The organism is Olleya sp. Ti.3.14 (assembly GCF_038154885.1).
Classification (GTDB): Bacteria; Bacteroidota; Bacteroidia; order Flavobacteriales; family Flavobacteriaceae; genus Olleya.
In genome coordinates this window covers 104,391-130,425 of sequence record NZ_JBAKAO010000005.1, presented here as the reverse complement: position 1 = coordinate 130,425, position 26,035 = coordinate 104,391, and the positions used below count along the sequence as shown (strand labels likewise).

The 26,035-nt window shown below is 31.1% G+C and carries 23 protein-coding genes; 20 read left to right on the top strand and 3 right to left on the bottom strand.

Features of this window, described 5'->3' with window-relative positions; all coding sequences use genetic code 11:
- Nucleotides 1-46 precede the first annotated feature (46 nt).
- Both V6251_RS08980 and V6251_RS08975 read right to left on the bottom strand, forming a co-directional pair.
- Nucleotides 47-826, bottom strand: a complete 780-nt coding sequence (locus V6251_RS08980) for an O-methyltransferase (protein WP_341587948.1) — start codon at nucleotides 824-826, stop codon at nucleotides 47-49.
- Nucleotides 827-1,160: 334 nt separating this feature from the next.
- The gene (locus V6251_RS08975; protein WP_341587947.1) at nucleotides 1,161-3,029 is read right to left on the bottom strand and encodes an ABC-F family ATP-binding cassette domain-containing protein; all 1,869 of its coding nucleotides are present in this window, start codon (nucleotides 3,027-3,029) and stop codon (nucleotides 1,161-1,163) included.
- Nucleotides 3,030-3,246: 217 nt separating this feature from the next.
- Here V6251_RS08975 and V6251_RS08970 point away from each other — a divergent pair, with 217 nt between their 5' ends.
- Nucleotides 3,247-4,047 (top strand): polysaccharide biosynthesis/export family protein, encoded by an 801-nt coding sequence (locus V6251_RS08970; protein WP_341587946.1) that lies wholly within the window; start codon nucleotides 3,247-3,249, stop codon nucleotides 4,045-4,047.
- Nucleotides 4,048-4,056: 9 nt separating this feature from the next.
- On the top strand, nucleotides 4,057-6,501 hold the full coding sequence (locus tag V6251_RS08965) for an exopolysaccharide transport family protein (protein ID WP_341587945.1): 2,445 nt from the start codon (nucleotides 4,057-4,059) through the stop codon (nucleotides 6,499-6,501).
- Between the two features lie 154 nt (nucleotides 6,502-6,655).
- Here the strand turns inward: V6251_RS08965 and V6251_RS08960 are convergent, their stop codons facing one another.
- Nucleotides 6,656-7,405 (bottom strand): hypothetical protein, encoded by a 750-nt coding sequence (locus V6251_RS08960; protein WP_341587944.1) that lies wholly within the window; start codon nucleotides 7,403-7,405, stop codon nucleotides 6,656-6,658.
- 852 nt (nucleotides 7,406-8,257) lie between these two features.
- Here V6251_RS08960 and V6251_RS08955 point away from each other — a divergent pair.
- The 18 genes from V6251_RS08955 to V6251_RS08870 all read left to right on the top strand — a co-directional run bounded on the left by V6251_RS08955 (nucleotide 8,258) and on the right by V6251_RS08870 (nucleotide 26,027).
- The gene (locus tag V6251_RS08955; RefSeq protein WP_341587943.1) at nucleotides 8,258-8,515 is read left to right on the top strand and encodes a hypothetical protein; all 258 of its coding nucleotides are present in this window, start codon (nucleotides 8,258-8,260) and stop codon (nucleotides 8,513-8,515) included.
- A 147-nt stretch (nucleotides 8,516-8,662) separates the two neighbouring features.
- Nucleotides 8,663-9,541: an ABC transporter permease gene (locus V6251_RS08950; protein WP_341587942.1), complete on the top strand. Its 879-nt coding sequence runs from the start codon at nucleotides 8,663-8,665 to the stop codon at nucleotides 9,539-9,541.
- Nucleotide 9,542: 1 nt separating this feature from the next.
- A complete protein-coding gene (locus V6251_RS08945) occupies nucleotides 9,543-10,817 on the top strand; it encodes an ABC transporter ATP-binding protein (protein ID WP_341587941.1) in 1,275 nt (424 codons plus the stop codon).
- Nucleotides 10,818-10,865: 48 nt separating this feature from the next.
- Nucleotides 10,866-11,582, top strand: coding sequence for a TylF/MycF/NovP-related O-methyltransferase (locus tag V6251_RS08940; RefSeq protein WP_341587940.1), 717 nt, complete (start codon nucleotides 10,866-10,868; stop codon nucleotides 11,580-11,582).
- 4 nt (nucleotides 11,583-11,586) lie between these two features.
- Nucleotides 11,587-12,291, top strand: coding sequence for a class I SAM-dependent methyltransferase (locus V6251_RS08935; protein ID WP_341587939.1), 705 nt, complete (start codon nucleotides 11,587-11,589; stop codon nucleotides 12,289-12,291).
- Entirely contained in the window at nucleotides 12,292-13,392 is a 1,101-nt protein-coding gene (locus V6251_RS08930; protein ID WP_341587938.1) for a glycosyltransferase family 4 protein, read from the top strand. It abuts the gene before it with no gap.
- A 2-nt stretch (nucleotides 13,393-13,394) separates the two neighbouring features.
- Nucleotides 13,395-14,282 carry a glycosyltransferase family 2 protein gene (locus V6251_RS08925; RefSeq protein WP_341587937.1) on the top strand — a complete coding sequence of 296 codons (888 nt, stop codon included), beginning with the start codon at nucleotides 13,395-13,397 and terminating at the stop codon, nucleotides 14,280-14,282.
- Nucleotide 14,283: 1 nt separating this feature from the next.
- Nucleotides 14,284-15,399: a glycosyltransferase family 4 protein gene (locus tag V6251_RS08920; protein ID WP_341587936.1), complete on the top strand. Its 1,116-nt coding sequence runs from the start codon at nucleotides 14,284-14,286 to the stop codon at nucleotides 15,397-15,399.
- Between the two features lie 28 nt (nucleotides 15,400-15,427).
- Complete coding sequence (locus tag V6251_RS08915) at nucleotides 15,428-16,354, top strand: NAD-dependent epimerase/dehydratase family protein (protein ID WP_341587935.1); 927 nt, start codon at nucleotides 15,428-15,430, stop codon at nucleotides 16,352-16,354.
- 1 nt (nucleotide 16,355) lies between these two features.
- Nucleotides 16,356-17,396: a glycosyltransferase family 2 protein gene (locus V6251_RS08910; protein WP_341587934.1), complete on the top strand. Its 1,041-nt coding sequence runs from the start codon at nucleotides 16,356-16,358 to the stop codon at nucleotides 17,394-17,396.
- A 30-nt stretch (nucleotides 17,397-17,426) separates the two neighbouring features.
- Entirely contained in the window at nucleotides 17,427-18,569 is a 1,143-nt protein-coding gene (locus tag V6251_RS08905) for a glycosyltransferase (RefSeq protein WP_341587933.1), read from the top strand.
- Nucleotides 18,566-19,513 carry a glycosyltransferase family 2 protein gene (locus V6251_RS08900; protein WP_341587932.1) on the top strand — a complete coding sequence of 316 codons (948 nt, stop codon included), beginning with the start codon at nucleotides 18,566-18,568 and terminating at the stop codon, nucleotides 19,511-19,513. The genes V6251_RS08905 and V6251_RS08900 overlap by 4 nt, the downstream gene beginning before the upstream one ends.
- Nucleotides 19,513-20,664 carry a glycosyltransferase family 4 protein gene (locus V6251_RS08895; protein ID WP_341587931.1) on the top strand — a complete coding sequence of 384 codons (1,152 nt, stop codon included), beginning with the start codon at nucleotides 19,513-19,515 and terminating at the stop codon, nucleotides 20,662-20,664. Before V6251_RS08900 ends, V6251_RS08895 begins: the two co-directional genes overlap by 1 nt.
- The gene (locus tag V6251_RS08890; RefSeq protein ID WP_341587930.1) at nucleotides 20,665-21,549 is read left to right on the top strand and encodes a glycosyltransferase family 2 protein; all 885 of its coding nucleotides are present in this window, start codon (nucleotides 20,665-20,667) and stop codon (nucleotides 21,547-21,549) included.
- A complete protein-coding gene (locus V6251_RS08885; protein ID WP_341587929.1) occupies nucleotides 21,550-22,989 on the top strand; it encodes an MBOAT family O-acyltransferase in 1,440 nt (479 codons plus the stop codon).
- A gap of 50 nt (nucleotides 22,990-23,039) precedes the next feature.
- On the top strand, nucleotides 23,040-23,894 hold the full coding sequence (locus tag V6251_RS08880; RefSeq protein ID WP_341587928.1) for a hypothetical protein: 855 nt from the start codon (nucleotides 23,040-23,042) through the stop codon (nucleotides 23,892-23,894).
- A gap of 94 nt (nucleotides 23,895-23,988) precedes the next feature.
- Nucleotides 23,989-25,143 carry an acylneuraminate cytidylyltransferase gene (locus V6251_RS08875; RefSeq protein WP_341587927.1) on the top strand — a complete coding sequence of 385 codons (1,155 nt, stop codon included), beginning with the start codon at nucleotides 23,989-23,991 and terminating at the stop codon, nucleotides 25,141-25,143.
- Nucleotides 25,144-25,151: 8 nt separating this feature from the next.
- Nucleotides 25,152-26,027 (top strand): N-acetylneuraminate synthase family protein, encoded by an 876-nt coding sequence (locus V6251_RS08870; RefSeq protein WP_341587926.1) that lies wholly within the window; start codon nucleotides 25,152-25,154, stop codon nucleotides 26,025-26,027.
- The last annotated feature ends 8 nt before the right edge of the window (nucleotides 26,028-26,035 follow it).

Here is a 26,035-nt window from a genome sequence, read left to right as displayed (position 1 = left end):
TTAAATGTAGAAAGTTAAAAACTAATCCACGCGACTAATAATTAATTTAAAGTCTAATGGTAAAATGCTCTTTAGCTTGTTCTTTTCTAAAAAACACAAAACCAAATTTATAAGTATCAATAGTAACGGTTACTTGAGGGTGATTTTTTATAATTTCCCAAGCGTCAGTCATTTCTTTTGACCAGTAAATGTCATCTAAAATCAGTACTGTGTCGTTGTGTGTTTTAGGTAGTAGCATTTCAAAATACTGCAATGTAGCCTGCTTAGTATGATTGCCATCACAATAAATTAAGTCTAAGGTTTTTGTATTTAAATTAGTTATGACCTGAGCAAAATCACCTGTTTTTATTGTAATGTTTTTTAAGTCGAAATTTTGAAATTGGGTTTCGGCTACAGCCGAAATATTAGGACAGCCTTCAAGGGTTGTAATTGTTGCTTTTGGATTGCCCAAAGCTAAAGCTTGAGTTGCAATACCTAGAGATGTACCAAGCTCTAAAATGGTATTACTTTTAAAATAATTGGCTAATCGAAATAGTAATTTGGCTTCGTTATAATCTGATCCAGCTACTTTAGCTATTTTAGAAATGGATCTTTTATTAGTATGAAACACGTGACTGCCAGAGCCTAAGTCGGTAACGTTAATGCTGGCTGTGTTTTTTATAAGCTTTTTTCTGTAGGATTTAATATCTAGGTAAGCAGCGTGCTTTTTTTTGTCGTAAAAACACTTGGTAACTAAATCATAAACAAAAGGGGAGTGCACACCATGTTGATTAGTGGAGCGTTTTAAAAAATTAAAGTAGGATTGTATTTGGTAAGTCTTACTCATCTGATAGCTGTTTGCTATTATTTTCTTTTTTTAAGATCAAATGTTTATTCTTGAAAGGCGTTTTAGATAGTGATTTATTGTTTCTGTTAATTTTTTCATGATACAAACCCTTTGACTACGCTCAGGATAAACCAAGCCAAAAAATCATATTGAAAATGAGGAAATTACTAAAGTATCATTCACTTTCGGAATTACGTGCTTAAAGCCGCGCTTAGCAGCTTTATTCCTTCGTTCATTATTTCTGTATTTCAATGTTCAATTCTATGAATTGATTTTGGGAGTAGCCCTTTTAGCTTTATTTTGTTTTGTTATAATCGTTCTTTTCTGTCTTACTTTATTCTTCCATTTTTTCTGACAATTCTAACCAACGCATTTCTTTTTCTTCAATGCTATCCATGATTTTTTGAATTTTAGCAGATAATTCTGTGATTTGATCTTGAGATAAATCTGGATTTAAAAATTTTTGTTCAATCTCTTTTTTATCAAATTCTAGAGATTTTATTTTGCTTTCTAAGTTTTTGTATTCTTTCTGTTCGTTGTATGATAGTGCTGCTTTGCTGCTGTCTTTTTTCCAGTTTTTCTTTTCTTTTTTATCTTCTGCGTCAGTGTCGCTTTCAGGCGCTTTACTGTCTTCATATATACGATAATCTGTGTAGTTTCCTGGAAAGTTTTCTACTTCACCTTCGCCTTTAAAAACTAATAGGTGATCCACAATTTTGTCCATAAAATAGCGGTCGTGAGATACGACTATCAAACAGCCAGGAAAATCTAATAAAAAGTCTTCTAACACATTTAGGGTTACAATATCTAAGTCGTTAGTAGGCTCATCAAGGATTAAAAAGTTAGGGTTTTGTATTAAAATGGTACAAAGGTATAGTCGTTTACGCTCGCCTCCACTTAGTTTTTCGACAAAATCATATTGTTTTTTTCTGTCAAATAAAAAGCGTTCTAATAATTGTTGTGCGCTAATTTGTCTTCCTTTTTTTAACGGAATGTAATCTCCAAAGTCTCTAACTACATCAATTACTTTTTGGTCTGGTTTAGGCGTAATACCTGCTTGGGTGTAATATCCAAATTTAACTGTTTCACCAATTAATATTTTTCCGCTATCAGGAGCAGTTGTTTGGGTAAGCATATTTAGGAATGTTGATTTTCCTGTTCCGTTTTTACCAATAATACCAACGCGCTCTCCACGTTGAAAGTTGTAATCAAAATTGTCTAAAATGACTTTGTCCTTAAAGGATTTAGATAGTTTAACAAGTTCGACAATTTTGCTTCCTAAGCGTTCCATGTTTAGTTCCAACTCTACAACATGATCTTTTCTGCGTTGGGATGCTTTGTGCTTAATTTCGGTAAAGTCATCAATTCTAGATTTAGATTTAGTAGTACGTGCTTTTGGTTGGCGACGCATCCACACTAATTCTTTTTTAAAAAGTTGTTTTGCTTTTCCTGTTTCTACTTGTTCTCTAGCAATACGTTCTTCTTTTTTTTCAAGGTAGTAGGAGTAGTTTCCTTTGTAGCTATATAATTCGCCATGATCAAGCTCTATAATTTCGTTACACACACGCTCTAGAAAAAAGCGGTCGTGAGTAACCATAAATAAAGTGATGTTTTCTTTGGCAAAAAAAGCTTCTAACCATTCAATCATTTCTAAATCCAAATGGTTGGTTGGCTCATCTAAAATTAATAAGTCTGGTTTATTAATTAGGGCATTAGCTAAGCTAAGACGTTTTTTTTGACCTCCAGACAGTACGCTAACTTTTTGATCTAAATTGTCTAATTTTAGCTTAAAAAGTATTTGTTTGTATTGTGTTTCAAAATCCCATGCGTTGTGTCTGTCCATTTGTTCAAACGCTTTTTGATACACATCTTCGTCTTCAGGGTTTTGTAATGCTTTTTCGTAGTTTTTTATAATATCTAAAACAGGATTGTCTGCATTAAAGATGGTTTGTTCAATGGTTAATTCTGGGTCTAGAATTGGTTCTTGAGGTAAAAAAGCAACCTTAATATCTTTTCTGTAAATAATATTACCAGTATCAGGAACATCAAAACCAGCAAGCATTTTTAAAATGGAGGTTTTTCCTGTTCCGTTTTTAGCTACAAAAGCAATCTTTTGGTCTTTATGGACGCTAAAAGATAAGCCTTCAAATAATGTTAATTCGCCATAAGATTTGGCAATGTTTTCTACAGTTAAATAATTCAATGCGTGTAATTTTTAGCAAAGATGGTTATTATAAGTGAAATGTAGAATTTTTAAAAGTGAAAAGTTAGTAGGTTAGTTATATGTAGGCTAAAAAAAGTTTTTAAAAAATATAACCTTGTGTTATTGCTTAATTTTGAGATTAAAATTCAAAAACCCAGTTACTTGTTTTGTTTTACAGTGCTAAAGGTTATATTTGTGACTTAACAAACCTTTAAAAATGAAGCAAATTGTAATGTGTTTTGTCATACTGCTTAGTCTTATAAGCACCTCATGTATTACTCAAAAAGATGTTGTTTACTTGCAAGATAAAGGTACTGTAATAAACGATTCTCTTCAATTACAAGCTTTAGCATCACCATATCGCGTACAGGTCAATGATATTTTAAGTATTAGTATCAAATCCACAGATAGTGAGCTTAAAAAGTTAGTTGAGATTTTTCAACCCACTGAGCAAATTGGAGGGACAAATGGACCAGAAGGCTTATATTTTAGTGGTTTTACGGTTGATTTGCATGGTAATATAGAGTTTCCTATCCTAGATAAGGTTAACGTTTTAGGATTTACTGCTGAAGAAATTGAAGACAAGGTTAAAGAAGCACTTTTAGATAAATATTTAAAAGATGTCTCTAAAATTTTTATAACAGTAAAGTTAGCAGGATTGCGTTATACTGTCACAGGAGAGGTTGGAGGAGGAGGCGTATTGACCTTATTTCAGGATCGTGTTAATATCATTGAAGCTTTAGCTAATGCAGGAGATATTACAGATACTGGAGATCGTAAAGATGTCCTTGTTATTAGGCAATATCCAAATGGACAGAAAATACATCATATAGATTTAACAGATGTGGCAGCTTTAAAATCGCCATATTATTATATTCAGCCCAATGATATGATATTAGTTAAACCGCTTAAACGAAAAGCTTTGGGCGCGGGACAGACCGCAACGCAAACATTTACTACTATTGCTAGTATATTTTCAGTTTTAGTGTCTACTTACTTTTTAGCCAAAAACCTTTAAAAGATAAATATGAACGACGAATTTGATGTTTTAGATTCAAGTCCAGCATTCGATATAAAAGCTTTTTTATTTAAAGCGCTTAGTTATTGGAAGTTGTTTGTTATCTGTGTAGGTATTGGTGTTTTTATAGTTTACCAACAAAATATTAGAAAACAGCAATCATTTAGACTAGCGACCAAGATATCTATAGAAGATGATAAAAATCCATTATTTACTTCAAATACTAACTTAACCTTTAATTATGGAGGTGTTTCTGGAAAAGTTCAAACACTTATTAATACGTTGCAATCAAGAAGTTTGCATGAGCAGGTGGTGGATAATTTACAGTTTTACGTAACTTACTTAAAACAATCTAGGTTTAGGAAAGACGATATTTATAAAGCAGCGCCATTTAGATTTATACCGGATTCTTCTGGTTATCAATTATTAAATTCACCTATAAAGGTTTCATTTATTAACAGCACTGACATTGAATTAGAATTTGATTTTAAATCTGAAACGGTTAGTACCCAAAAGTATTCTGATTTTCAATCAAAAGTAGTCGATGTACCAATAGGAGTTATTACTAAACGTGTCGTCTTAGGTGATTATTTGGATTTACCTTATTTAAAAGGGTATTTTGAATTAGTTAAAGGCAGTCAGCCTAAGTTAGGAGAAACCTATTTTTTAAGAATGGAGGCTTTTGATGCTGTGGTAGCGCAATATAGAAATAGGCTAGCTATAAATAACCCAAGAAACTCTGCTATCATTAACCTTAGTATGGTTGATCATAACACTAAGAAGATAGAGGATTATTTAAATGAAACTGTTAGAGTTGTTACAAAAGAGCAATTGGCTAGAAAAAACTTATTTGTTACCAATACGATTAAATTTATAGACAGTCAATTAAGTCGTGTTAAAGACTCGCTAACAGGAAATGCTGATGCACTGAATAATTATAGATCTAAAAATGGAATTTATAACTTAGACCAAGAAAGTGAGTTGTTATCCACTAAATTGTCGGATTTAGAATTACAACGTGATGATATTAATCGTAAAAAAGCCTACTATTCTAGTTTAAAAAAATATTTGTTAACCAGTAAAGATTTTACAGATTTGCCTGCTCCATCTGTAGCAGGAATTGACGATGGTAACATTTTGGCTAACATTAGTAAAATAAATACGTTGTCTGTACAAAAAGCTAAGTTTGAATCCACAGTTAAACCAGGTGCTTCCATATTTGATGATTTAAACAGTCAAATAGAAAGTATCAAGTTAGTGCTACTAGAAAATATTAGCTCTGCAACAATCGGGATTGACAGAGAACTAAGTGTAATAAACGGTAAAATAGGTTCGGTAAGGGGTCAGTTTAATAAGTTACCTCAAGACCAACAAAATTTATTAGATATTGAAAGACAATATTTATTAAACGAGAAAACCTATAATTTGTTTTTGTCTAAGCGTGGTGAAGCAGATATTATAAAAGCAGCGACAGTATCTGATATTTTATGGATTGATCCAGCCAAAAATACAGGAGCACAACCTATAGACTTAAAGTTAAGCTCTAGATATATGTTTGCATTATTTGGAGGTATCTTACCACCATTATTACTAGCTTTTTTAGTCGTGTTTTTGGATACTAAAATACATAACCCACAAACCTTAGAGAATATAAGTACTATACCTATGTTAGGTGTGGTTGGAAAAAACACTCTAGATAATAACCTAGCAGTACATAGAAAGCCTAAGTCTGCTGTAGCAGAAGCTTTTAGGGCTATTCGATCCAGTTTGCAGTACATGTATAAGCAACATGATGTAAACAGTACAAAAACGGTTATGGTTACTTCTTCTGTTAGTGGAGAAGGAAAAACCTTTTGTTCTATCAATATTGCTACAGTATTTGCGCTAAGCGGAAAGAAAACCGTATTGGTAGGATTAGATTTACGTAAACCTAAGATTTTTGGAGATTTTGATATTCAAAATGATATTGGAGCAGTTAACTATCTTATTGGACAGAAAACATTGGATGAGGTTATTCAGAACACTAAAGTTAATAATCTGGATGTTATAACTTCTGGGCCTATTCCTCCAAACCCATCAGAATTGTTGATTAGCGAAAAAATGGATGCGCTGATGGAGCAACTTAAAACACAATATGATTACATCATCTTAGACACACCTCCAATTGGATTAGTAGCAGATGCTTTAGAGCTGTTAGAGTATGCAGACGCTTCTTTATATGTGGTTAGACAAGACTACTCTAAAAAAGAGATGTTAACATTAATCAATGACAAGTATAGAAAAGGAGAAATTAAAAATATTAGCTTTTTATATAATGGTTATGACCAAAAAGGTAAATACGGTTATGGCTACGGTTACGGTTATGGTTATGGTGCATATGGTAATGGGTATCATGAGGATTATGAGGCAAAAACGACGTTATTCTCTCGTTTAAAACAGTTGTTTAAGAAGTGATAATTTTTATAGGGTTTTTACACTATAAGTTAAATGGCTAAACGTGTAAATATACCATACTGCTTTAATTATCATAAGTGAGTGACTTATGGAAACAGTTCATATTAAAATATAAAAAAAAGAGGAAGTCGCGCTACTTCCTCTTTTTTTTAACTTAGACAATGTCCAATATTTGTAGTACGTTATACGCGCCATTATTTAACGCATATTGTGTTCCGTTTACTTCTTGATAAAACGCTAGTTTCAAAAAGTAATACATCTGACCTGTACCTACAGGCATTGTTGTAGGGGTAATATTGACATTTGTAACTGTTCCATTTAAAGGTAAGTTTGCCTCTGGGCTTAAGATTAATTCTTTTTCTTCAGTAATAAAATTAAGATTTAGCACACCAGCCATACAGCTTACATGCGTTGCTCCACCAGGTGCATTAATGTCCTGTGAAGGGGTCAGGTTTAAAATGCTTACTTCTCCGGTTGTTGTGTCGACTTGGTACTCAGCGTATAATACACTATCTAAAGGCGCATTGTTATTAAAGTCAAACGCTTGTAGCGCATTTTTACCTTCGGTAGTTGTAATGCCTACACCTACTTGTCTTTGGCCTCTAGCAGAGGATACGTCTGCATTTTTTACTAAGCCCATCGCTTTAGTTAGTCGGCTAGACACACGACTATCTTTAACGTCAGCTAAAAGCGGAGTTATTGCTTGTCTTAAGATTTTACCACTTTTAGCTATATGGCCAAATTCGGTTCCATTTTCCCGTGTTCTAATAAATGCTGGGTCATTTTGGATTCTATTTTTAGAAACTCCTCCTTTAGTACGAACTAAATATCCGTCTTTTCCTTTGTAGAAGGTTAATCCATCTAAGGTGCCTTCTATTTTAATTAGGCTTTTTAATTTTGCCATAATGTTTGTGTGTTGTGAGTCTATTTAAGACTCGTTATAAAATTTATTTTTATAAAGTTAAATGAGGTTTTTCACGGTACCTTTCCAAACCTATTTATTCTTTATACCTCAAAATTAAGGTCCTGATATAACTGTCGTTTTCAATTTTACTGAAATATGTAAAAGTTGTTGTTTTATATTTTAATGATTGAATATTAGTTATTTAGACGTGTCGTGTTTTAATTCATCTAATTGCCAGTTTCTTTCAGTTTCACTGTTTATGAAACCTTTCACTGTTTATGAAACCTTTTACTGTTTTTGAAGTTTTTTACTGATTAAAGTGCTTTTTACTGTACAGCAAGGTTTTAGTTTATTTAACAGTACCATACTTAAAGGCGTAAGTATCTATTCTTTATGTCGTCTTGACGATGCCTGTTGAGTGAAGCAAATATTTTGTGACGATTACTGTTTTTAATAGATCATTGGAACTAGGTTTACACTAAAAGTATTACTAGCTTGGACATTGTAAAACAATGCAAGTCAATGTTTTGTCAATTATGTCGGACTGTTTTGGGATAGGTGTGTTGTTAAAATTATCGCTATATAATTGCAGCCATACTTCTTGACTTTATTTGCGGAACAGGTGGTATTAGGTTTGACTTTATAATTTTATTTAGCTAGCGCTTATAAAGGGTTATTCAAGATTTTAACAATAAATGTTGATAAGTGCTATCAATATTATTTATTGTTGTTTTTTTTACTACTAAATCCTTTGTAGTTTTACGTTGCTAATAATCAATAATATAACAATGGTAATTGCTAATTTAATTAATTGTGCCACTATACTAGTAGCATTTAAAAACAAAAGTAAAAATGAAACGGTTATGTATCAATTCCGCAGAGATTGCAATCATTTTAGGAAAAAGTCAATCTAATGCTCAAAAGTTAGTTAGAGTTATAAAAGACGTTCATAAAAAAAAGTCACACCAACCTATTACAATACGAGAGTTTTGTGAATATATGGACTTACCTTATCAGGATGTGTTTGATATGATTAATAGTGTTAAGCCTTCAGTATCTTGTGACACCACTTTAAAGTCGGTGCCCTCAAATACGCTTAAATCTGCGTAGTCACATCTCTTTGATTTTTAAATCCCACTCATTTCTAATTTTTAATTACAATTATTATACTTAACGCATCAAAATTGCTTGTTTTATAGGGTAAAACATCAAAAAAATCGTTTATTTGTTTTTCAAACTCAAATTAGCAATTTACCCTTGACTACTAAAGCCTCTTCTCAAGATTGGTTATACACCATTTCACCTAAAAAAAAGCTTATAGATCTCAATTTTAAAGAGATATGGAGGTATCGTGATTTATTGTTTTTATTTGTAAAACGTGATATCATTACACAGTATAAACAAACCATATTAGGGCCTTTATGGTATTTTATACAACCCTTATTTACCTCAGTAATTTTTACACTAATATTTAACAATTTAGCTGCCATCCCTACAGGTAATGGGATTCCTTCCTTTTTATTTAATTTAGCAGGCATCACCTCTTGGAATTATTTTAGCTCGTGCTTAACAGGAACAAGTGATACTTTTAAGGCTAATCAAGGTATATTTGGTAAGGTGTACTTTCCTAGAGTTATTACACCCTTATCTATTGTGTTTTCTAATCTTATAAAATTTGGAATTCAGCTATTAGTCTTTATTTCGTTTTATATCTACTTTGTGTTATTTACAGATTCAGCCAGTAATGCCTTACCACAACTGACTATTATACTATTACCCATACTAATTTTATTTATGGGTTTATTAGGGTTAGGTTTAGGGATGATTATATCGTCAATGACCACTAAATATCGTGATTTAACCTTTTTGGTAGGTTTTGGTGTACAGTTGTTAATGTATGGTTCTGCAGTGATGTATCCCTTATCGTATTTTAAAGAAAAATTGCCAGAATATTCATGGTTAGTAGCCTATAACCCAATGACAACCATTATAGAGTTATTTAGACAGATGACGTTGGGCGTTGGAAGCTTTGCGTTTAGCAATTTTATTTATGCAGGTGTTATAAGTGTTATCTTGTTTTTAATAGGATTAGTTATATTTAATAAAACCGAAAAGTCTTTTATAGATACTGTGTAATATGGAAGAAAAAGACATTATTTTAAAAGCAGAACACATCTCTAAACAATACCGTTTAGGCTTAGTTGGTACAGGAACCATCAGTCACGATTTAAATAGATGGTGGCATAAAGTACGAGGTAAAGCAGATCCCTATTTAAAAGTAGGCGAGAGTAATGATCGTAGTACTAAAGGACAGTCAGAATATGTATGGGCTTTACAGGATATTAATTTTGAAGTTAAACGTGGAGAAGTCTTAGGGATTATAGGTAAGAATGGCGCAGGAAAATCAACTTTGCTTAAAATTTTATCTAAAGTCACAGGACCAACAACAGGCGAGATTAAAACTAAAGGACGTATAGCGTCTTTATTAGAAGTAGGAACAGGATTTCATGGTGAAATGACTGGTAGAGAAAATGTGTATCTTAATGGTGCCATTTTAGGAATGACTAAAAAAGAAATTTCGTCTAAAATTGAAGAAATTATTGAGTTTTCAGGTTGTCAGCGTTATATAGATACACCCGTAAAACGTTATAGTTCTGGTATGACTGTACGATTAGCGTTTGCAGTAGCAGCCTTTTTAGAACCAGAGATTTTGGTGATTGATGAGGTGTTAGCGGTTGGAGATGCCGAGTTCCAGAAAAAGGCTATAGGAAAAATGCAGGATATTAGTCGTGGAGATGGACGAACAGTTTTGTTTGTCAGTCATAATATGCAATCCATATCAAGTTTAACACAACGTTGTATCGTTCTGGATAAAGGAAATATAATTTTTGATGGAGAAACTGCAGATAGTATAGATTTTTATTTAAATAATAATACTATTAATTCAGAGTATATTTATGAAGCTAAACCTAAAACTGACAAACCGAATATAATTAAGGCATCTGTAAAGACTAGTAATATAGGTCAAGTGCATATTTGTGGAGAGCCTTTAGAGGTTAGTTTTGATTTGAACATTCCTTTCAGTTTAAAAGGAGCTTCATTAAGTTTTCAAATTATAGATAAACATGAAACTCCAATTGTTCATTTATGGACTTTTGATTCTGAGAAAGAAATGTGTCGAGAACCTGGTATTTGGAAACTTAAATGTATAATTCCAAAAGCTAGATTATATATGGGTGAATATTCTTTAAAAGTATATTTTACAGGTCCTCCAGGTGGAGATAGATACGATATAATAGAAAATATTTGTCCTTTTAAAATTGAAATGTTTAAAATTTACAGAGAGTTTGAGTTTAGAGCTAATACATGTAAATATATTGAAGATTCTGATTGGTCAATTAATAAACAGTAAATGATTAAAAAAATAAAGCATAGATTAAAGTCTATAATAAAAAGGATATTGAAGGTTGAGAGTTTGTCAGAGCAAACTAATATTTATTCAGACTTTAGCAAACAAGATATTACTATTTTAAATGCTGTAAAACCGTATACCATGACATCTCCAGAAAGAATTAAGGTTCTTTTAGATGCTGTTAAGTATGTTGTTGATAATGATTTAGAAGGTGATTATGTTGAATGTGGTGTGTGGAAAGGCGGAAGCACATTAGCTGTAGCATCGTTATTACATAGTTTAAAAAAAGAGGATAAACAATTGTGGTTATATGATACTTTTGAGGGGATGAGTGAGCCAACAGATGTTGATCAAGATTTACAAGGGAGAAAAGCAAAAGACAGGCTTAATAAAGAAGATAAAAAAACGTCATGGGTTTGGGCTTATTCAGGTCTTGAAGAAGTGAAAAAAACAATGTGTTTGTCTAATTATCCCACTTCTAAAATAACCTATGTAAAAGGTAAGGTAGAAGATACCTTATTACAAGATAAGCAACCCGAAAAAATTGCGATTTTAAGACTAGATACTGATTGGTATGAATCTACTAAAATTGAATTAGAATTACTTTTCCCAAAAGTAGTTAAAGGAGGAATTGTTATAATTGACGATTATGGACACTGGAAAGGCAGTAAAAAAGCAGTAGATGAATATATTAAGAAAAACAATTTAACTGTTTTTTTAAGTCGAATAGATTATACAGGAAGATTAATCGTTAAGACATTTTAATATAATGGCTGATTTTGTAGATATTAAGTTAACTTATAATAATTTAGATACATATTATATTAGGACTTCTATTTTTAAATATTTAAATCACCATTTACCAATGTTTAATGGTGATTTACTAGATATCGGTTGTGGTAAAATGCCTTACAAGGATTATGTTTTAGAGAACTCTGAGGTTACAAAGTATGTAGGTTTAGATATAGATACTGCAATTGTTTATGACCAAAACATTAAGCCAGACTTTTTATGGGACGGACAAGTTATGCCATTTAAAGACAATAGTTTTGATTGCGCTTTTGGTACTGAAGTTTTAGAACATTGTCCAAATCCTGAAGTCATTTTAAAAGAAGTCAATCGCGTTTTAAAGCCTGATGGCGTATTTTTCTTTACAGTACCTTTTTTATGGAATCTGCACGAAACCCCTCATGACGAATATAGGTACACACCTTTCGCTCTAAAAAGACATTTGGAAAATTCAGGATTTTCATCAATTCAAATTAACGCTACAGGTGGTTGGCATGCAAGTATGGCACAGATGTTAGGGTTATGGGTAAGAAGAAGTCAGATGTCTCAGAAAAAAAGAAAATTTTTATCATTCATTTTAAAACCTATTATTAAGTATTTAATAAAACTAGATAAAAATATAAAGGTAAATTTTGTGGATGGACAGATGATAACTGGGTTATATGGAATTGCAAAAACTAAATAAATGAATATAGCTATACTCTCTCCAAGTCAAAACCCTTATTCAGAAACTTTTATACAAGCTCATAAAAACTTTTTGAAAGGCAAAGTGTATTACTACTATGGTCAAAAAGGAGGGATTTGTCTAGAATCCGAAAAAAAATTAGGTCATCCAATAAAAAAAGTATTTTACAAATTATATAGGACTATTTTTAAAAAACCTTACAGTTATATAAATAATAAACAGCTAATAGACTCTTTTAATAAGAATAAAATAGATGTTATTTTAGTTGAATATGGTAATCATGCATTTAAAATATTAGATGTCTTAAAACTATCTAAAATACCGTTTGTAGTTCATTTTCATGGGTACGACGCAAGTGTTAATTTTGTGATTGAGCAATGTCAAAATTATTCAGAAGTGTTTAAATATGCCTCTAAAATAATTTCAGTATCACAAATAATGTCTAATAACCTTTTGGATTTAGGTTGCCCTAATGACAAATTGTTTTATAACGTGTATGGTCCTAATCCATTGTTTGAAAAAGTACAACCTACTTTTTCTAAAAAACAATTTATTTCAATAGGAAGGTTTACTGATAAAAAAGCGCCTTATTATTTAATTCTTGCATTTAAAGATGTAATTAAAACCCATAAAAAGGCACAACTTTTAATTGGTGGAAATGGTGAGTTATATAATACGTGTAAAAATCTAATAGCTTATCATAATTTACAAGATAATATTAGGCTATTAGGAGTTGTTACTCCTCAAGAATATACCAAGTTATTAGAAGAAAGTTTAGCTTATGTACAGCATTCTGTTACAGCTTTAAATGGAGATATGGAAGGTACACCTTTATCCATTTTAGAAGCAAGTGTAGCTGGTTTACCCGTAATCTCTACTTATCACGCAGGTATTTCGGATGTTATAAATAATAAAACAGGTCTCTTAGTTGATGAGCATGATGTTACTGGTATGACTGAAGCTATGATTAGTTTGTTGGATGACATTGATTTAGCTAAAACGCTTGGAAATAATGGAAAACAGAATATTCTTTCCAATTTTTCCATGAATAGACATATTAAACAATTGAATATAATTCTATCAGATAGCGTAAATCCATAACCATGTCCTTACCTCTAGTTTCCATAATAATACCAACCTATAATAGAGCACATCTAATTAGTGAAACCTTAGATAGTATTTTGGCACAAACCTATACTAATTGGGAGTGTATTGTAGTAGACGATGGAAGTACAGACGATACGTCTATAATTGTAAATAATTATTGTGAACAGGACCAGCGTTTTAAATATTTCAAAAGACCAAGCAATAGAAAAAAAGGAGCGAATGCATGTAGGAACTACGGTTTTGAGTTAAGTAAGGGAGAATACATACAATTTCTAGATTCCGATGATTTATTGTCAAGTGAAAAGTTGTCTAGCCAAATTGAACAAGCTGTGAAAACTGATGCCGATATTATTACTTGTAGATGGGGAAGATTTACTAATTCAGACGATTTCAAAATTAAAGAATCTTTTTTGTATGGAAATTATGTTCCTGCTCAAAACTTGTTAATTGATTACGGTTCTCTAAAAAGCTTTTTTCCTTCCCATGTCTTTTTAGTGAAAAAAGAAGTGTTTTTTAAATCTGGTTTATGGCATGAACGATTAAAAATAAATCAAGATGGGGAGTTGTTTTGTCGTGTAATCATTGAAGCTAATAAAATTGTTTTTGCTGAAATAGGCTATGTTAAATATAGATTCGCTAATGTGTATAAAACTAGTGATTTAAACTCTTTAGATAAAGCTAAAGACTTAACTAAGAGTTGGAAGTTAATAGAAAGGTATTTAAAAAAAACGGATAAAGTTAAGTTTGAAAATTATTTGTCCTTTGGTAAAAATTATGCTTTTGGGGTAATAAAAGAAAGTTTTAAATATGAAATTATTAAAAACTCTTTTTTTTACCGAAAACAATTAATTACTTTTTTTAAACAAAAAATAAATAAATATTAAATTGAAAAAAATAGCTATTCTTGGACCTATTAACTCTAGAGGAGGTAGAGAAATAGAGGCTGCTTTTATTGCAGATACGTTATTGAAAAAGTATGAGGTTTCGATATTTTCTACTGAAACTGTTACTGATAACAATGATTTGTATTTAGTTAATCCAAATATTAGTATATACACAAAACGAAAACTAATTATTGATAGAATTAAAGCTTATTTTGGTGTTAAAGTAAATTATGCCAATCTTCAATTTAGAAGTCTTGCTGGAAAAAAAAACAAATCATTAAAAAAAGTAATTCAGCAATCGGATTTAATAGTAATTATAGCTCAATTAACATCTAACTACACAAAAGAAATTATTTTAGGAGCCAAAGAAAATAATAAGAAAGTTGTTTTTAGAACTACAGGTACCATTCCTGAAATTAATCTAAAAGACGCATATTTTTCTTATTTGGAGTATGTGAGTTTATTTATAAATCACTCAAAAGAAAATTCTAAGGTATTTATCGATAAAGGAAACTATAATTATAAAATAATTGACCAATGTGTCTTTAAAGAAAACGCTATTATAAATTTTCAAAAAACTAAAACTAATCCTATAAGAAAGTTTTATTGTGCATCAAGGTTAGATAAAAATAAAGATATAATAACTGTAATAGAAGCTTTCAATAATTTAGTAGCTTACAAAGACTTAGAATTGCATATCGTTGGTGATGGACCAGAGTTAGACTATTTAAAATCGAAAGCTAATAATTTGAATATTAAATTTTATGGTCATTTAGACTATGATATTATGATAAAGACCATTTCTCAATTTGATTGCCTAATTATAGCCTCTATTGAAGAAGCTGGACCTTATAATGCATTGGAAGCAGCATTGCTAGGTATTCCAATCATATCAACTAAAGTTGGTGCAATGCGTGAACGTTTTATTAATGATAAACGTATTTGGTTTAAAGCAAAAGATAGTAAAATGTTATCGGAAAGGATTTTAGAATATTCAACTTATGACACTCAAGAGATAAAACACATCCAAAAGCATTATATTGAAATTTATAATGCAAATCATTCTAAGGAAACTTTAGCTAAAGCTTATTTAGAAACTCTAAGTTTGTATTTATAATTTTAGATTTGAAAAATAAAAATAATAGATGACCACATATTTAATAACAGGAGGAGCAGGAAATGTAGGTAGTACACTAGCAAAACATTTGGCTAACGATAAATCAAATACAATTATTATTGTTGACAATTTATCCACAGGAAGCCTTAATAAAGTGCCAAAACTGGATAACGTAAAGTTTATTAAATCTAACGTTAATAACTATAAAGATTTGGCTCCAGTTTTTGCACGTTATGATTTTGATTATGTATTTCATTATGCAGCCATGGTTGGTGTTAAGCGTACGTTAGAAAACCCTATGAGTGTGCTTGAGGATATCGAGGGTATTAAAAATGTACTATCACTATCAAAAAATTCTGGAGTAAAACGTGTATTTTATTCAAGTTCATCTGAAGTTTATGGAGAGCCTTTTGAAATCCCTCAAAATGAGAATACGACGCCATTAAACTCTAGATTACCATATGCTATCGTCAAAAATGTTGGCGAAGCTTTTTTTAAATCGTACTATCAAGAATATGGATTAGAGTATACCATTTTTAGGTTTTTTAATACGTATGGCCCAAATCAAAGTGAAGATTTTGTACTACCACGTTTTTTAAAATTAGCTCTGCAAGATGAAGACATTAACATCTATGGAGATGGCTTGCAAACACGATCGTTTTGCTACGTTGATGACAATGTTGATACTTGTATAAAAGCAATTTCAGATAAGTCTTGTATTAATGAAGTTTTAAATGTTGGTAGTGACTTAGAACAAACCATTTTGTCACTTGCTCAAACCATTATTAAGTTAACCAATTCAAAAAGTAATATTGTTCACTTACCAGCATTAGAAGAAGGAGACATGGCAAGACGTTGTCCAGATACTTCAAAAATGAAAAAAGTTTTAGGCCGAGACTTGATGTCGTTAGAAGAAGGTGTTTTAAAACTAGTTAAACATTACAGTAAATTATAATATGCGTAAAGGATATAACCCTACTAAAGGCGGTAAGTTAGTTGTTAAAGAGCCATGTGACCATAGGATAATAATACCTTTACACATTCCACATGAAAATGATTACTTTAAAGATGCCTATAAAATTTTTGAACTTTGTCTATTTTCAGTTTTAAAAACAGCCAGTTCTAAATTAAAAGTCTCTATTATTAGTAATAAATGTTCTTTTGAGGTTAATCAAAGACTTTTACAATTATATCAAGATAATGATGTTGATGAGCTTATTATAGAAAAAGAAGGCATTGGGAAAATTAATAGCCTTTTAAAAGCTTTACGCACAGTAGAAGAGCGTTTGGTAACCATTACAGATGCAGACGTATTATTTTTGGATCATTGGGAGGATGAGGTTGTTTCTGTTTTTAAATCTTTTCCTAAAGCTGGAGCTGTCTGTCCTGTCCCTGTTTACAGAAAGCATTTAGATTTAACAGCCAATATTTGGAGTAAGTATTTGTTTTCAAATAGATTAAAATTTAAAAAAGTAAAAGATGTTGATGCCCTAGAGAATTTTGCAAAAAGTATAGGTTGGACTCATTTACCAGAAGAATTTGGTGATAGCATTGGTACTTTAACAGCAAAAGACAATACTTTAGCAGTTTTAGGCTGCTCTCATTTTGTTGCTACCTATAAATCAGAAGTATTTAAAGCGCTTCCAGAAGACAATAGTGCCTATTTAATAGATGGAGATAGCGAGTTTTTGTACATGGATAAGCCAGTGGTGTTAGTGGATGGTTATCGTTTATCAACGTATACAAATAATGCTTACCATTTAGGGAATGTATTTGAACCCTGGATGCAAGACAACTTTGATGCTTTAAAAGCAAGAGAACAAAAACACATTGATTACTCGTATTTAAAAACTTTAAAGAAAAATGTAGTTAAGTATTTTGTAATCAATAAACTTTTTAAACGTGCTATAAAAATTAAACCTTTATTAAGATATTTATTAAAAAGAAAAGGATTAACAAAGACGCAAGTGTTTAATTATGTGGATAGACAATATTAAATTTACTATTTATAGAAAAGTATAAAAAAGATGAGTAAAAAAAACATTCTAATTATTGGTCCTATCTCCGAATCAGGAGGAAGGGAAATAAATAGTATTTTTTTTTTAGAACAATTTGAAAAAAAATATCATACATCTGCCTTTTCAACAATTCCTGTTTCTTCATTCTCAATTGTAGATGAGTATTTAGGAGATAAAAAAATGAATTCTTTTGAAAGAATTGCATTAAAGAATTTTTTTATTAAACGTTTTGCACAAATTATCAAATGGAAAAATAAATTACAGATTGAAAATCTGTTTTTAGTAAAAAATAAAATTAGCAAGCTCTTTTTTGATTTTGATAAGTTGTATGGTCAAATTTTAAAAAAAGAAATAAGCAATAAAGACATTGTTTTTTACAGTGGCTTGTTAACAGATAAATGGTTGCACTTAATCGTTGAATTATGTCATCAAAACAATATAAAATTAATAATAAGAGTAACCGGATCTTTAAAAAATGAAACCAAATATTCCAACATTGTTAAAGTTGATAAAATTGTAGTCCATTCTCTAGAGAATTTTGAAATACTTAAAAACGAAGGGTTTTCTAATGTTAAGTGTATTGAGCAGTCTAGTAGCTTAGAAACAGAACTGCTACAATTAAATATGTCGTTTCAACAACCATTAAAATTTGGTTATTTGGGTAGGATGAGTCACGAAAAAGGACTTGGAATTATTGTTGATTCGTTTAAAAAAAATAAATTAGAATTAAGAATTGCGGGTTCTGGACCGTTAAATAAAGAGGTTGTAAATATTACTAATAATTATCCTCTTATAAAAAAAGAGAATTTTATTCCTTATAAAAATGTACCCGAATTCTTAAATAAGATAGATGTATTATTAATTTTGTCTAAACATGAAGGAGGTCCATTAGTGGGAGTAGAGGCTATGGCTGCTGGTAAAATTGTGCTTTCTACAAAAGTAGGAGCAATGGCGCAAAGGTTAAATTTTGTAGATAAAGATTTGTTTGTCAATGGACAATCAGAAGTAGAATTGACAAATGCCATACATTCACTATTACAGAAAAATGAATCAGAAATTTATGCTTTAAAAAATAAAATGCGAGAGTATTATGTAAATAATGCATCAAGTGAAGTCGTTATGAATAAATACTTTCAATTTATAGACTCATGATATCCATCATAATCCCAATATACAATCGCCAACATTTAATAGAAGAGACTCTTAACTCTATTAAAGCACAAACCTATCCAAATTGGGAGTGTATTATAGTGGATGATGGTAGCACAGATGATACCTATAATGTTACTAATAATCTAATTAAAGGAGATAATCGTTTTCAATTGTATAATCGTCCTTTAGATTTTGCAAAAGGCCCTAGTAGTTGCCGAAACTTTGCTATCACCAAAATGTCAGGTAATTATATTCAGTTTTTTGATAGTGACGATGTCATGCATCCCAATCACCTTCAGCTAAAAATTGAAGCCATCAAAACCCATGATTTTGTAATTTGTCAGTTACAAGAATTTACTGGAGCATTTGATACAAATTTATTTTCATCAGCTCAACAACCCTATATTGAGCCTAGTAAAAATGTATTTGAAGATTTTGTTACGGGTACTTTTCCTATGCTAATGGTTGCTCCATTATGGAGAGCGTCAAGTTTAAGACCATACTTACCAATAAGGGAAGATTTGCATATCCTTGAAGATCATGAGTTGTATGCCAGAGCGTTATCACAAAATAAAACATACGCTATAATCAATATACCTTTAATATTTTATCGTGTTGGTTCAAGCTCTTCCACCAATAGTTTTTATAGTAACGTGTCTTATGGTTTAGCCTCTTATTTTGAAGCCAAAAAGACCGTATTACATTTATCAAGTGCAAAGCCAATAAAACTGGCTATATTAAAAATGACTTTAGGTTTTTTTAGGTTAGCACTTGCTGAGCGTGATTTTAAATCCGCACAACAGTGTTTAAATTTTATTAAAAACCATAAATTGGCTTATAGTTTTAAGTTGAAAGTAAAACTGTTTCGTATTATATTTTTCTACTCTATTTTTAAAATTGTAAAAAAAGGAGATACTAAATTTAAACCCCTATTTAAATTATAATGAAGATTTTAATGGTAGCCATTCCAAACCATCACTTTTTTCAGTGGGTTAACCAATTGAAGCAGTCTGGCTATGAGGTGTATTGGTTTGACGTGACTGATGGCGGACCTAAATCTTCAAAAATAGCGTGGGTTACTCAAATAAAAGGCTGGAAGTTAAAATGGGATTTTCCGTTTAGAAGTACCATTAAAAAACGGTTACCTGGCTTATATAAGCATATTCAAAAAATTAATGAAAACAGCGTTTTAAAAACTTTTCAAAGTACTATAGATCGTATACAACCAGATATTGTACATTGTTTTGAAATGCAGTTAGCAGGATTGCCTATTTTACCCATAATGTTAGACAATACATTACCATTTATCTATTCATCTTGGGGCAGTGATGTGTTTTATTTTGAGCAATTAGGTGTCTCAAAACAAGCATTGCAGCAGTTTTACACACGCGCTAATTATTTAATCACAGATTGTAAACGCGATTACAAGTTAGTTTTAAAAAATGGTTATAAAAATCAATTTTTAGGCGTGTTTCCTGGTAATGGAGGGTTAACTATCCAAACATCTAAGATTAACCCCTTCGATAAAAGAGCGCTTATTTTAATTAAAGGTTATGATGATGGTGTTGGCAAAGCGTCTAAAGTTTTAGAGGCTTTACTTTTAGTTTCAAAAGACTTATTTTATAATAAACATATTGTTATTTACAGCGCAGATGACGTTATTCAGCAACAAATAAAAGCCTCAAAACAACTTACAGATTTTAATATTACTGTATATTCTAGACATAAATTTATTCAAAATACAGACTTATTGGCTGTTATGGGACAAAGCTGTATTCATATAGCGAATAGTATTTCCGACGGAATGCCCAATGCACTTTTAGAAGCCATGTCAATGGGAGCTTTTCCAATTCAATCTAATCCAGGACACGTTACAGAAGAAGTGATTACGCATAATAGTAATGGCTATTTGATAACTAATCCTTTAGATGAAACTGAAATTGCATGTCATATAAAAAATGCGCTTCAAAATGATACTTTAAGACGACAAGCTCAAAATTTTAATATCGATTTCATCCAAGAAAATTATAATCGTGCTACCTTGCAATCCAAAATAGAAACCCTATATCAAACCGTTTATTCCGCAAACCAATAAATGCAAATTTCATTCTTAATAGTTACAAAAAATAGACCAAAAGATTTAGCTTTTACGTTAAAAAAGTTGAAATCTTTAATGGATTTATCTATTCATGAAGTTTTGGTGTTTATTGATGGTTGTTCCAAAACCGAAGTCATTATTAATGATTTTGACTGGGTCAAGTGGACCGTGTCTAAAAAAAGCATCAGTGCTTCACCAGCTAGAAATAGCTTATACAAAAAAGCGAAAGGACAAATTTTTATTGGCCTAGATGATGATGCACACCCAATAAGTGAAGCCTTTATAAAATCTATTGAAGATGATTTTAGAACTAATGCTAACCTTGGTATAATCGCTTTTCAAGAAATAAGAGGATTATACAAATCCGATAATGAGGCTTTGAGTTTTGCAAAATATACTGAACCGTATTATACAAATGATTTTATTGGCTGTGGATTTGCTATTAAGAAGGAAGCGTATGATGCCTCAAGAGGTTTTCCTGTTTGGATTGATATTTATGGTGAAGAACCAGCTTTGGCTTTAGAGGTTTTAGATTTAGGCTATCAAATAGTCTACAATTCTAAAATAATAGTAAACCATCGTGTGGATATTGTAAAAAGGAAGTTACAAGGTAAAAATTATTTTAGATTTGAGCATCAATTAAAAAATACAATACGTTTATATCTTGTGTATTATAAGTCGCCTGCAGTAAAAATAGCTAAATTATTATTGCATAATTTTAAGAAGTATGCTTTAAAAGACTTAAAGTATTTTAAAGCTTTTGTATATGTTTGCTTATCGACACTTTTAAAGTTACCAACGATTTTAAGTTATAGACGTCCTGTTAAATCTAGTACGTTGCACATTATAAAAAAACTAAAAGGACTAAATTATTCTGGATAAATGTATTTTAATTCCCTAGACTTCGCCATATTTTTACCTGTAGTATTTATACTCTATTGGTTTGTAACCAATAAAAATTTAAAACTTCAAAATGCATTATTAGTTGTTGCTAGTTATGTGTTTTATGGTTGGTGGGATTGGCGTTTTTTATCTTTAATTGTTTTTAGTTCTCTTGTGGATTATACCATTGGTTTACAATTAAAAAAAGCAGCACAACCCTCTAAAAGAAAGTTGTTGCTGTGGTCCAGTATCCTTGTAAACTTAGGGTTTTTAGGTTTTTTTAAATATTACAATTTTTTTGTTGATAGTTTTGTTGACGCCTTTTCGTTTTTCGGGAGTCCAATTCAGCCTAATACGTTAGATATTATTTTGCCAGTTGGTATTAGCTTTTACACCTTTCAAACCTTAAGTTATACCATAGATGTTTATAAACGAAAACTAGAACCTACAAGAGATATCGTTTCGTTTTTAGCTTTTGTTAGTTTTTTTCCACAATTAGTGGCAGGACCAATAGAACGTGCGACTCATTTATTACCACAATTTTATAAAAAGCGCCAATTTCATTACAGTCAAGCTGTGGATGGATGTCGACAAATACTTTGGGGATTTTTTAAAAAAGTCGTCATTGCCGACAATTGTGCCGAGTATGCCAATCAGATCTTTAATAATTCGGCAGAGCATTCAGGAAGCACATTGTTAATGGGTGCGTTGTTTTTTACCTTTCAGATTTATGGTGATTTTTCAGGATATTCTGATATAGCCATTGGTACTTCAAGATTATTTGGTTTTGACTTAAAACAAAACTTTGCTTTTCCCTATTTTTCAAGAGATATAGCCGAGTTTTGGCGACGCTGGCACATATCCTTATCCACATGGTTTCGAGATTATTTATACATTCCGTTAGGAGGCAGTCAAGGTGGCACTTGGATGAAAGTGCGTAACACGTTTATAATATTTTTAGTCAGTGGGTTTTGGCATGGTGCCAATTGGACGTTTATCATTTGGGGATTTTTAAATGCGCTTTATTTTTTACCATTATTATTGGCTAAACGTAATCGGGCACATTTAAATGTGGTCGCTCAAGATTCAATTTTACCAAGTATTAAAGAACTGGCGCAAATGGGACTTACTTTTGGATTAACCGTTATTGCTTGGGTCTTTTTTAGGGCAGAAAGCGTTACTCATGCAGTAACCTATTTAAAAGGTCTATTTAGTTCTAGTTTATTATCCTTACCAACCATTAGGCCAACTAATTTACTAGTGCTCATTCTGTTTTTTATAGGAATAGAATGGATTGGAAGACGTCAACAATATGCAATTGAAGTGTTATTGCTTAAACAATCTAGGGTTATTAGATGGGCTTTTTATATGATTATAATCGCTATGGTTTTTGTGTTTAGCAATGATACTCAGCAAGAGTTTATATATTTTCAATTTTAAGCATGAAATTATTTCTAAAGCATATATTACTTTTTGGGGTATTATTTTTTATGGTAGAAAAGAGTATTTTGTTTATTCTTAATGAAACACCAAAAAAAGAGTACGATAAACGATTAGAGAGTTTGTTGAAGGGACAAATTAATAAAGATGTTATTGTATTAGGTTCATCTAAGGGAGCAGGAAATATTTTAGCAGAGCAATTACAGTCGAATACAGGTTTTTCATCTTTTAATCTGTCTTACCAAGGTTCTAATGTCAATTTTCATGAATTCATATTAGAAACATTATTAAAATATAATAAAACACCAAAATACATTATATTAAACATTGACGACGAAAATCAATTTGTTAAAACTAAAACCTTAAATTTTAGAGATGATATATTATTCCCTTTAACTAAATATAATTATATAAATGAAGAACTGATTACTCAAAGAAAAGCTAGTTCGTTGTCTCGCTTTTTATTATTGAGTAGATATAATAGTTATCATTCAATATTTAGGAAGGTATTTGAAAATAAGATTAACCCAATAGATAGTTTTGGATCTATGGGTATAATTAACAGTAAATCAAGTGCACATAAATTTGAAGTTAAAAAAGAAGATTATAATCAAGAAGCAGAAGATGTAAACCTGATAGAATCTTTTAAATCAATTCAGGATATTTGCGATTTAAATGATATTGAGTTACTATTAGTTTTTTCTCCAAGGTTAAGATGTTTTAATCTTAGTTTTTATAATCGTTTTATAAAAATGGTAAAAAGAGAGAAAAATGTGATTGTTTACGATACGCTTAATATGGTTTATAAAAACCCTTTGTACTACAGAGATCCTTCTCACCTTCTTAAAAATGGAGCCAAAATTTTCACCTCAGAAATCAGTGAATTTATAAATTCAAATAAATAATAAGATTGCTTTATTTTATTAACGTTTTGAAAGATTTTCGCTGTTAAATTATGTATTTTAGCACTTGTTACAAAGATTTAAAGTCACCCAATATATGAAAGCAATAGGTTTTATTCCTTTACGTAAAGGCTCAAAAGGTATTCCTGGTAAAAACAAACGTAAAATGGTTGGAAGACCATTGTATACATGGGTTTTGGGTGAAGCATTACATTCTAATTTAGATGAGGTTTATGTGTATACAGACGACCAATCCATATTAGATTTTATTACAAAAGAATACCACTATACAGATAAAATTAAAGGACTATTAAGAAGTGACAGTAGTGCGACTGATACTGCGTCTACTGAAAGTGCTATGTTGGAATTTGCAGAAAAAATACACTACGATTTTGATGTATTTTGTTTGTTGCAAGCTACGTCACCTTTTACTACAGCTCAAGACATTAACAATTGTTTGATTGCTTTGGATAACGGAAAAGATTCCGCCTTAACCGTCGTTAATACCCATCGTTTTTTATGGAAAGCAGATGGTACTGCTATAAACTACAATCCGAACAAGCGTCCAAGACGTCAAGATTTTGAAGGCTTGTTAATTGAGAATGGCGCAGTTTACACATGTACTAAGCAGGTGTTGCAAGCACACAAAAATAGACTAGGAAATAACATAGGTATTGTTAAAATGCCAGAGGATAGCTTACACGAAATTGATACGGAATCCGATTGGATTATTGTAGAAAACCTATTAATAGCACGTCAACAACAATTAAAAAAAGCTGAGAAAATAACACATTTAGTCCTAGATGTAGATGGTGTTTTTACGGACGGAACTATAACCTATACCAAGGATGGCGAACATACTAAAAGTTTTGACATGCGTGATGGTATGGGATTAGAGATTTTAAGGCAATTTGGCGTTGAGGTTATGATTATGACAAGTGAGCAATCCGAGTTGGTAGCAAAACGCATGCAAAAGCTTCAAATTAAGCAAGTGTTTTTAGGCGTAAAAGATAAATACACCTTGCTTAAAACCTTATCAAAACAACAAGGCTTTTCGTTAAATAATGTGGCTTATGTAGGCGATGATGTCAACGATATGTCCAATATTTGTAGCGTTGGTTGGTCCTTAGCACCACAAAATGCTATGACCGAAATTAAAAGCATAGCAGATGTTGTATTATCAAAACCATCTGGAGCAGGCGCTATTAGAGAAGCTTGTCAGTTTATAAAAAATTATAATAAAAGATATTAAGTAAATACATGAATACCTACAAAAAACCTTACATCATAGCAGAGATTGGATGTAACCATAAAGGCGATATGCAAATTGCTAAAGAGTTAATCCAAATGGCTAAAATATTTTGTAATGTAGATGCTGTCAAGTTTCAAAAACGTCATAATATTGAGTTGTTAACGGAAGAACAATATAATAGTCCACACCCAAATCCTTCCAACTCGTATGGCGATACTTATGGTGCACATAGAGAGTATTTAGAGTTTGATGTGGCGCAACATCAGGAGCTTAAGACTTTTTGTGAATCTATTGGGATTGATTATTCAACCTCTGTTTGGGATTTAACATCAGCAAAAGAGATTGCTTCATTACAACCAAAGTTTATCAAAATACCTTCGGCTTGTAATAATAATATCACCATGTTAGCATGGTTATGTGAACATTACAAAGGCGAACTTCATATTTCTACAGGAATGACTACCAAGTCTGAAATTGAAGATTTAGTACAATTATTTAGTAAACATAACAGAGCCAAAGATTTAGTATTATATAACTGTACTTCTGGCTATCCAGTACCCTTTGAAGATGTTTGTTTATTAGATATTAATTTATTAATTGAAAATTACGGTAACCAAGTTAAGCATATTGGTTTTTCTGGACACCATTTAGGTATTGCAGTAGATGTTGCAGCTTACACCTTAGGAGCACCAATTATTGAGCGTCATTATACCTTAGATCGTACTTGGAAAGGAACGGATCATGCTGCGTCATTGGAGCCAATGGGTTTACGTAAATTATCAAGGGATTTAAATGCAGTGCATAAAGCATTAACATTTAAAAGTCAAGACATTTTACCTATAGAACAAGTGCAACGTGATAAATTAAAAAATCAAAAAGGATAATCTGTTTA

Excerpts from the sequence above, each read along its gene's own strand:
- V6251_RS08955 (WP_341587943.1), top strand. The coding sequence starts at position 8,258 with ATGAAACGGTTATGTATCAATTCCGCAGAGATTGCAATCATTTTAGGA.
- V6251_RS08880 (WP_341587928.1), top strand. The coding sequence starts at position 23,040 with ATGGTAGAAAAGAGTATTTTGTTTATTCTTAATGAAACACCAAAAAAA.
- V6251_RS08935 (WP_341587939.1), top strand. The coding sequence starts at position 11,587 with ATGGCTGATTTTGTAGATATTAAGTTAACTTATAATAATTTAGATACA.
- V6251_RS08870 (WP_341587926.1), top strand. The coding sequence starts at position 25,152 with ATGAATACCTACAAAAAACCTTACATCATAGCAGAGATTGGATGTAAC.
- V6251_RS08875 (WP_341587927.1), top strand. The coding sequence starts at position 23,989 with ATGAAAGCAATAGGTTTTATTCCTTTACGTAAAGGCTCAAAAGGTATT.
- V6251_RS08910 (WP_341587934.1), top strand. The coding sequence starts at position 16,356 with ATGCGTAAAGGATATAACCCTACTAAAGGCGGTAAGTTAGTTGTTAAA.
- V6251_RS08925 (WP_341587937.1), top strand. The coding sequence starts at position 13,395 with ATGTCCTTACCTCTAGTTTCCATAATAATACCAACCTATAATAGAGCA.
- V6251_RS08900 (WP_341587932.1), top strand. The coding sequence starts at position 18,566 with ATGATATCCATCATAATCCCAATATACAATCGCCAACATTTAATAGAA.
- V6251_RS08960 (WP_341587944.1), bottom strand. The coding sequence starts at position 7,405 with ATGGCAAAATTAAAAAGCCTAATTAAAATAGAAGGCACCTTAGATGGA.
- V6251_RS08965 (WP_341587945.1), top strand. The coding sequence starts at position 4,057 with ATGAACGACGAATTTGATGTTTTAGATTCAAGTCCAGCATTCGATATA.
- V6251_RS08905 (WP_341587933.1), top strand. The coding sequence starts at position 17,427 with ATGAGTAAAAAAAACATTCTAATTATTGGTCCTATCTCCGAATCAGGA.
- V6251_RS08885 (WP_341587929.1), top strand. The coding sequence starts at position 21,550 with ATGTATTTTAATTCCCTAGACTTCGCCATATTTTTACCTGTAGTATTT.
- V6251_RS08970 (WP_341587946.1), top strand. The coding sequence starts at position 3,247 with ATGAAGCAAATTGTAATGTGTTTTGTCATACTGCTTAGTCTTATAAGC.
- V6251_RS08980 (WP_341587948.1), bottom strand. The coding sequence starts at position 826 with ATGAGTAAGACTTACCAAATACAATCCTACTTTAATTTTTTAAAACGC.
- V6251_RS08945 (WP_341587941.1), top strand. The coding sequence starts at position 9,543 with ATGGAAGAAAAAGACATTATTTTAAAAGCAGAACACATCTCTAAACAA.
- V6251_RS08890 (WP_341587930.1), top strand. The coding sequence starts at position 20,665 with ATGCAAATTTCATTCTTAATAGTTACAAAAAATAGACCAAAAGATTTA.
- V6251_RS08895 (WP_341587931.1), top strand. The coding sequence starts at position 19,513 with ATGAAGATTTTAATGGTAGCCATTCCAAACCATCACTTTTTTCAGTGG.
- V6251_RS08915 (WP_341587935.1), top strand. The coding sequence starts at position 15,428 with ATGACCACATATTTAATAACAGGAGGAGCAGGAAATGTAGGTAGTACA.
- V6251_RS08930 (WP_341587938.1), top strand. The coding sequence starts at position 12,292 with ATGAATATAGCTATACTCTCTCCAAGTCAAAACCCTTATTCAGAAACT.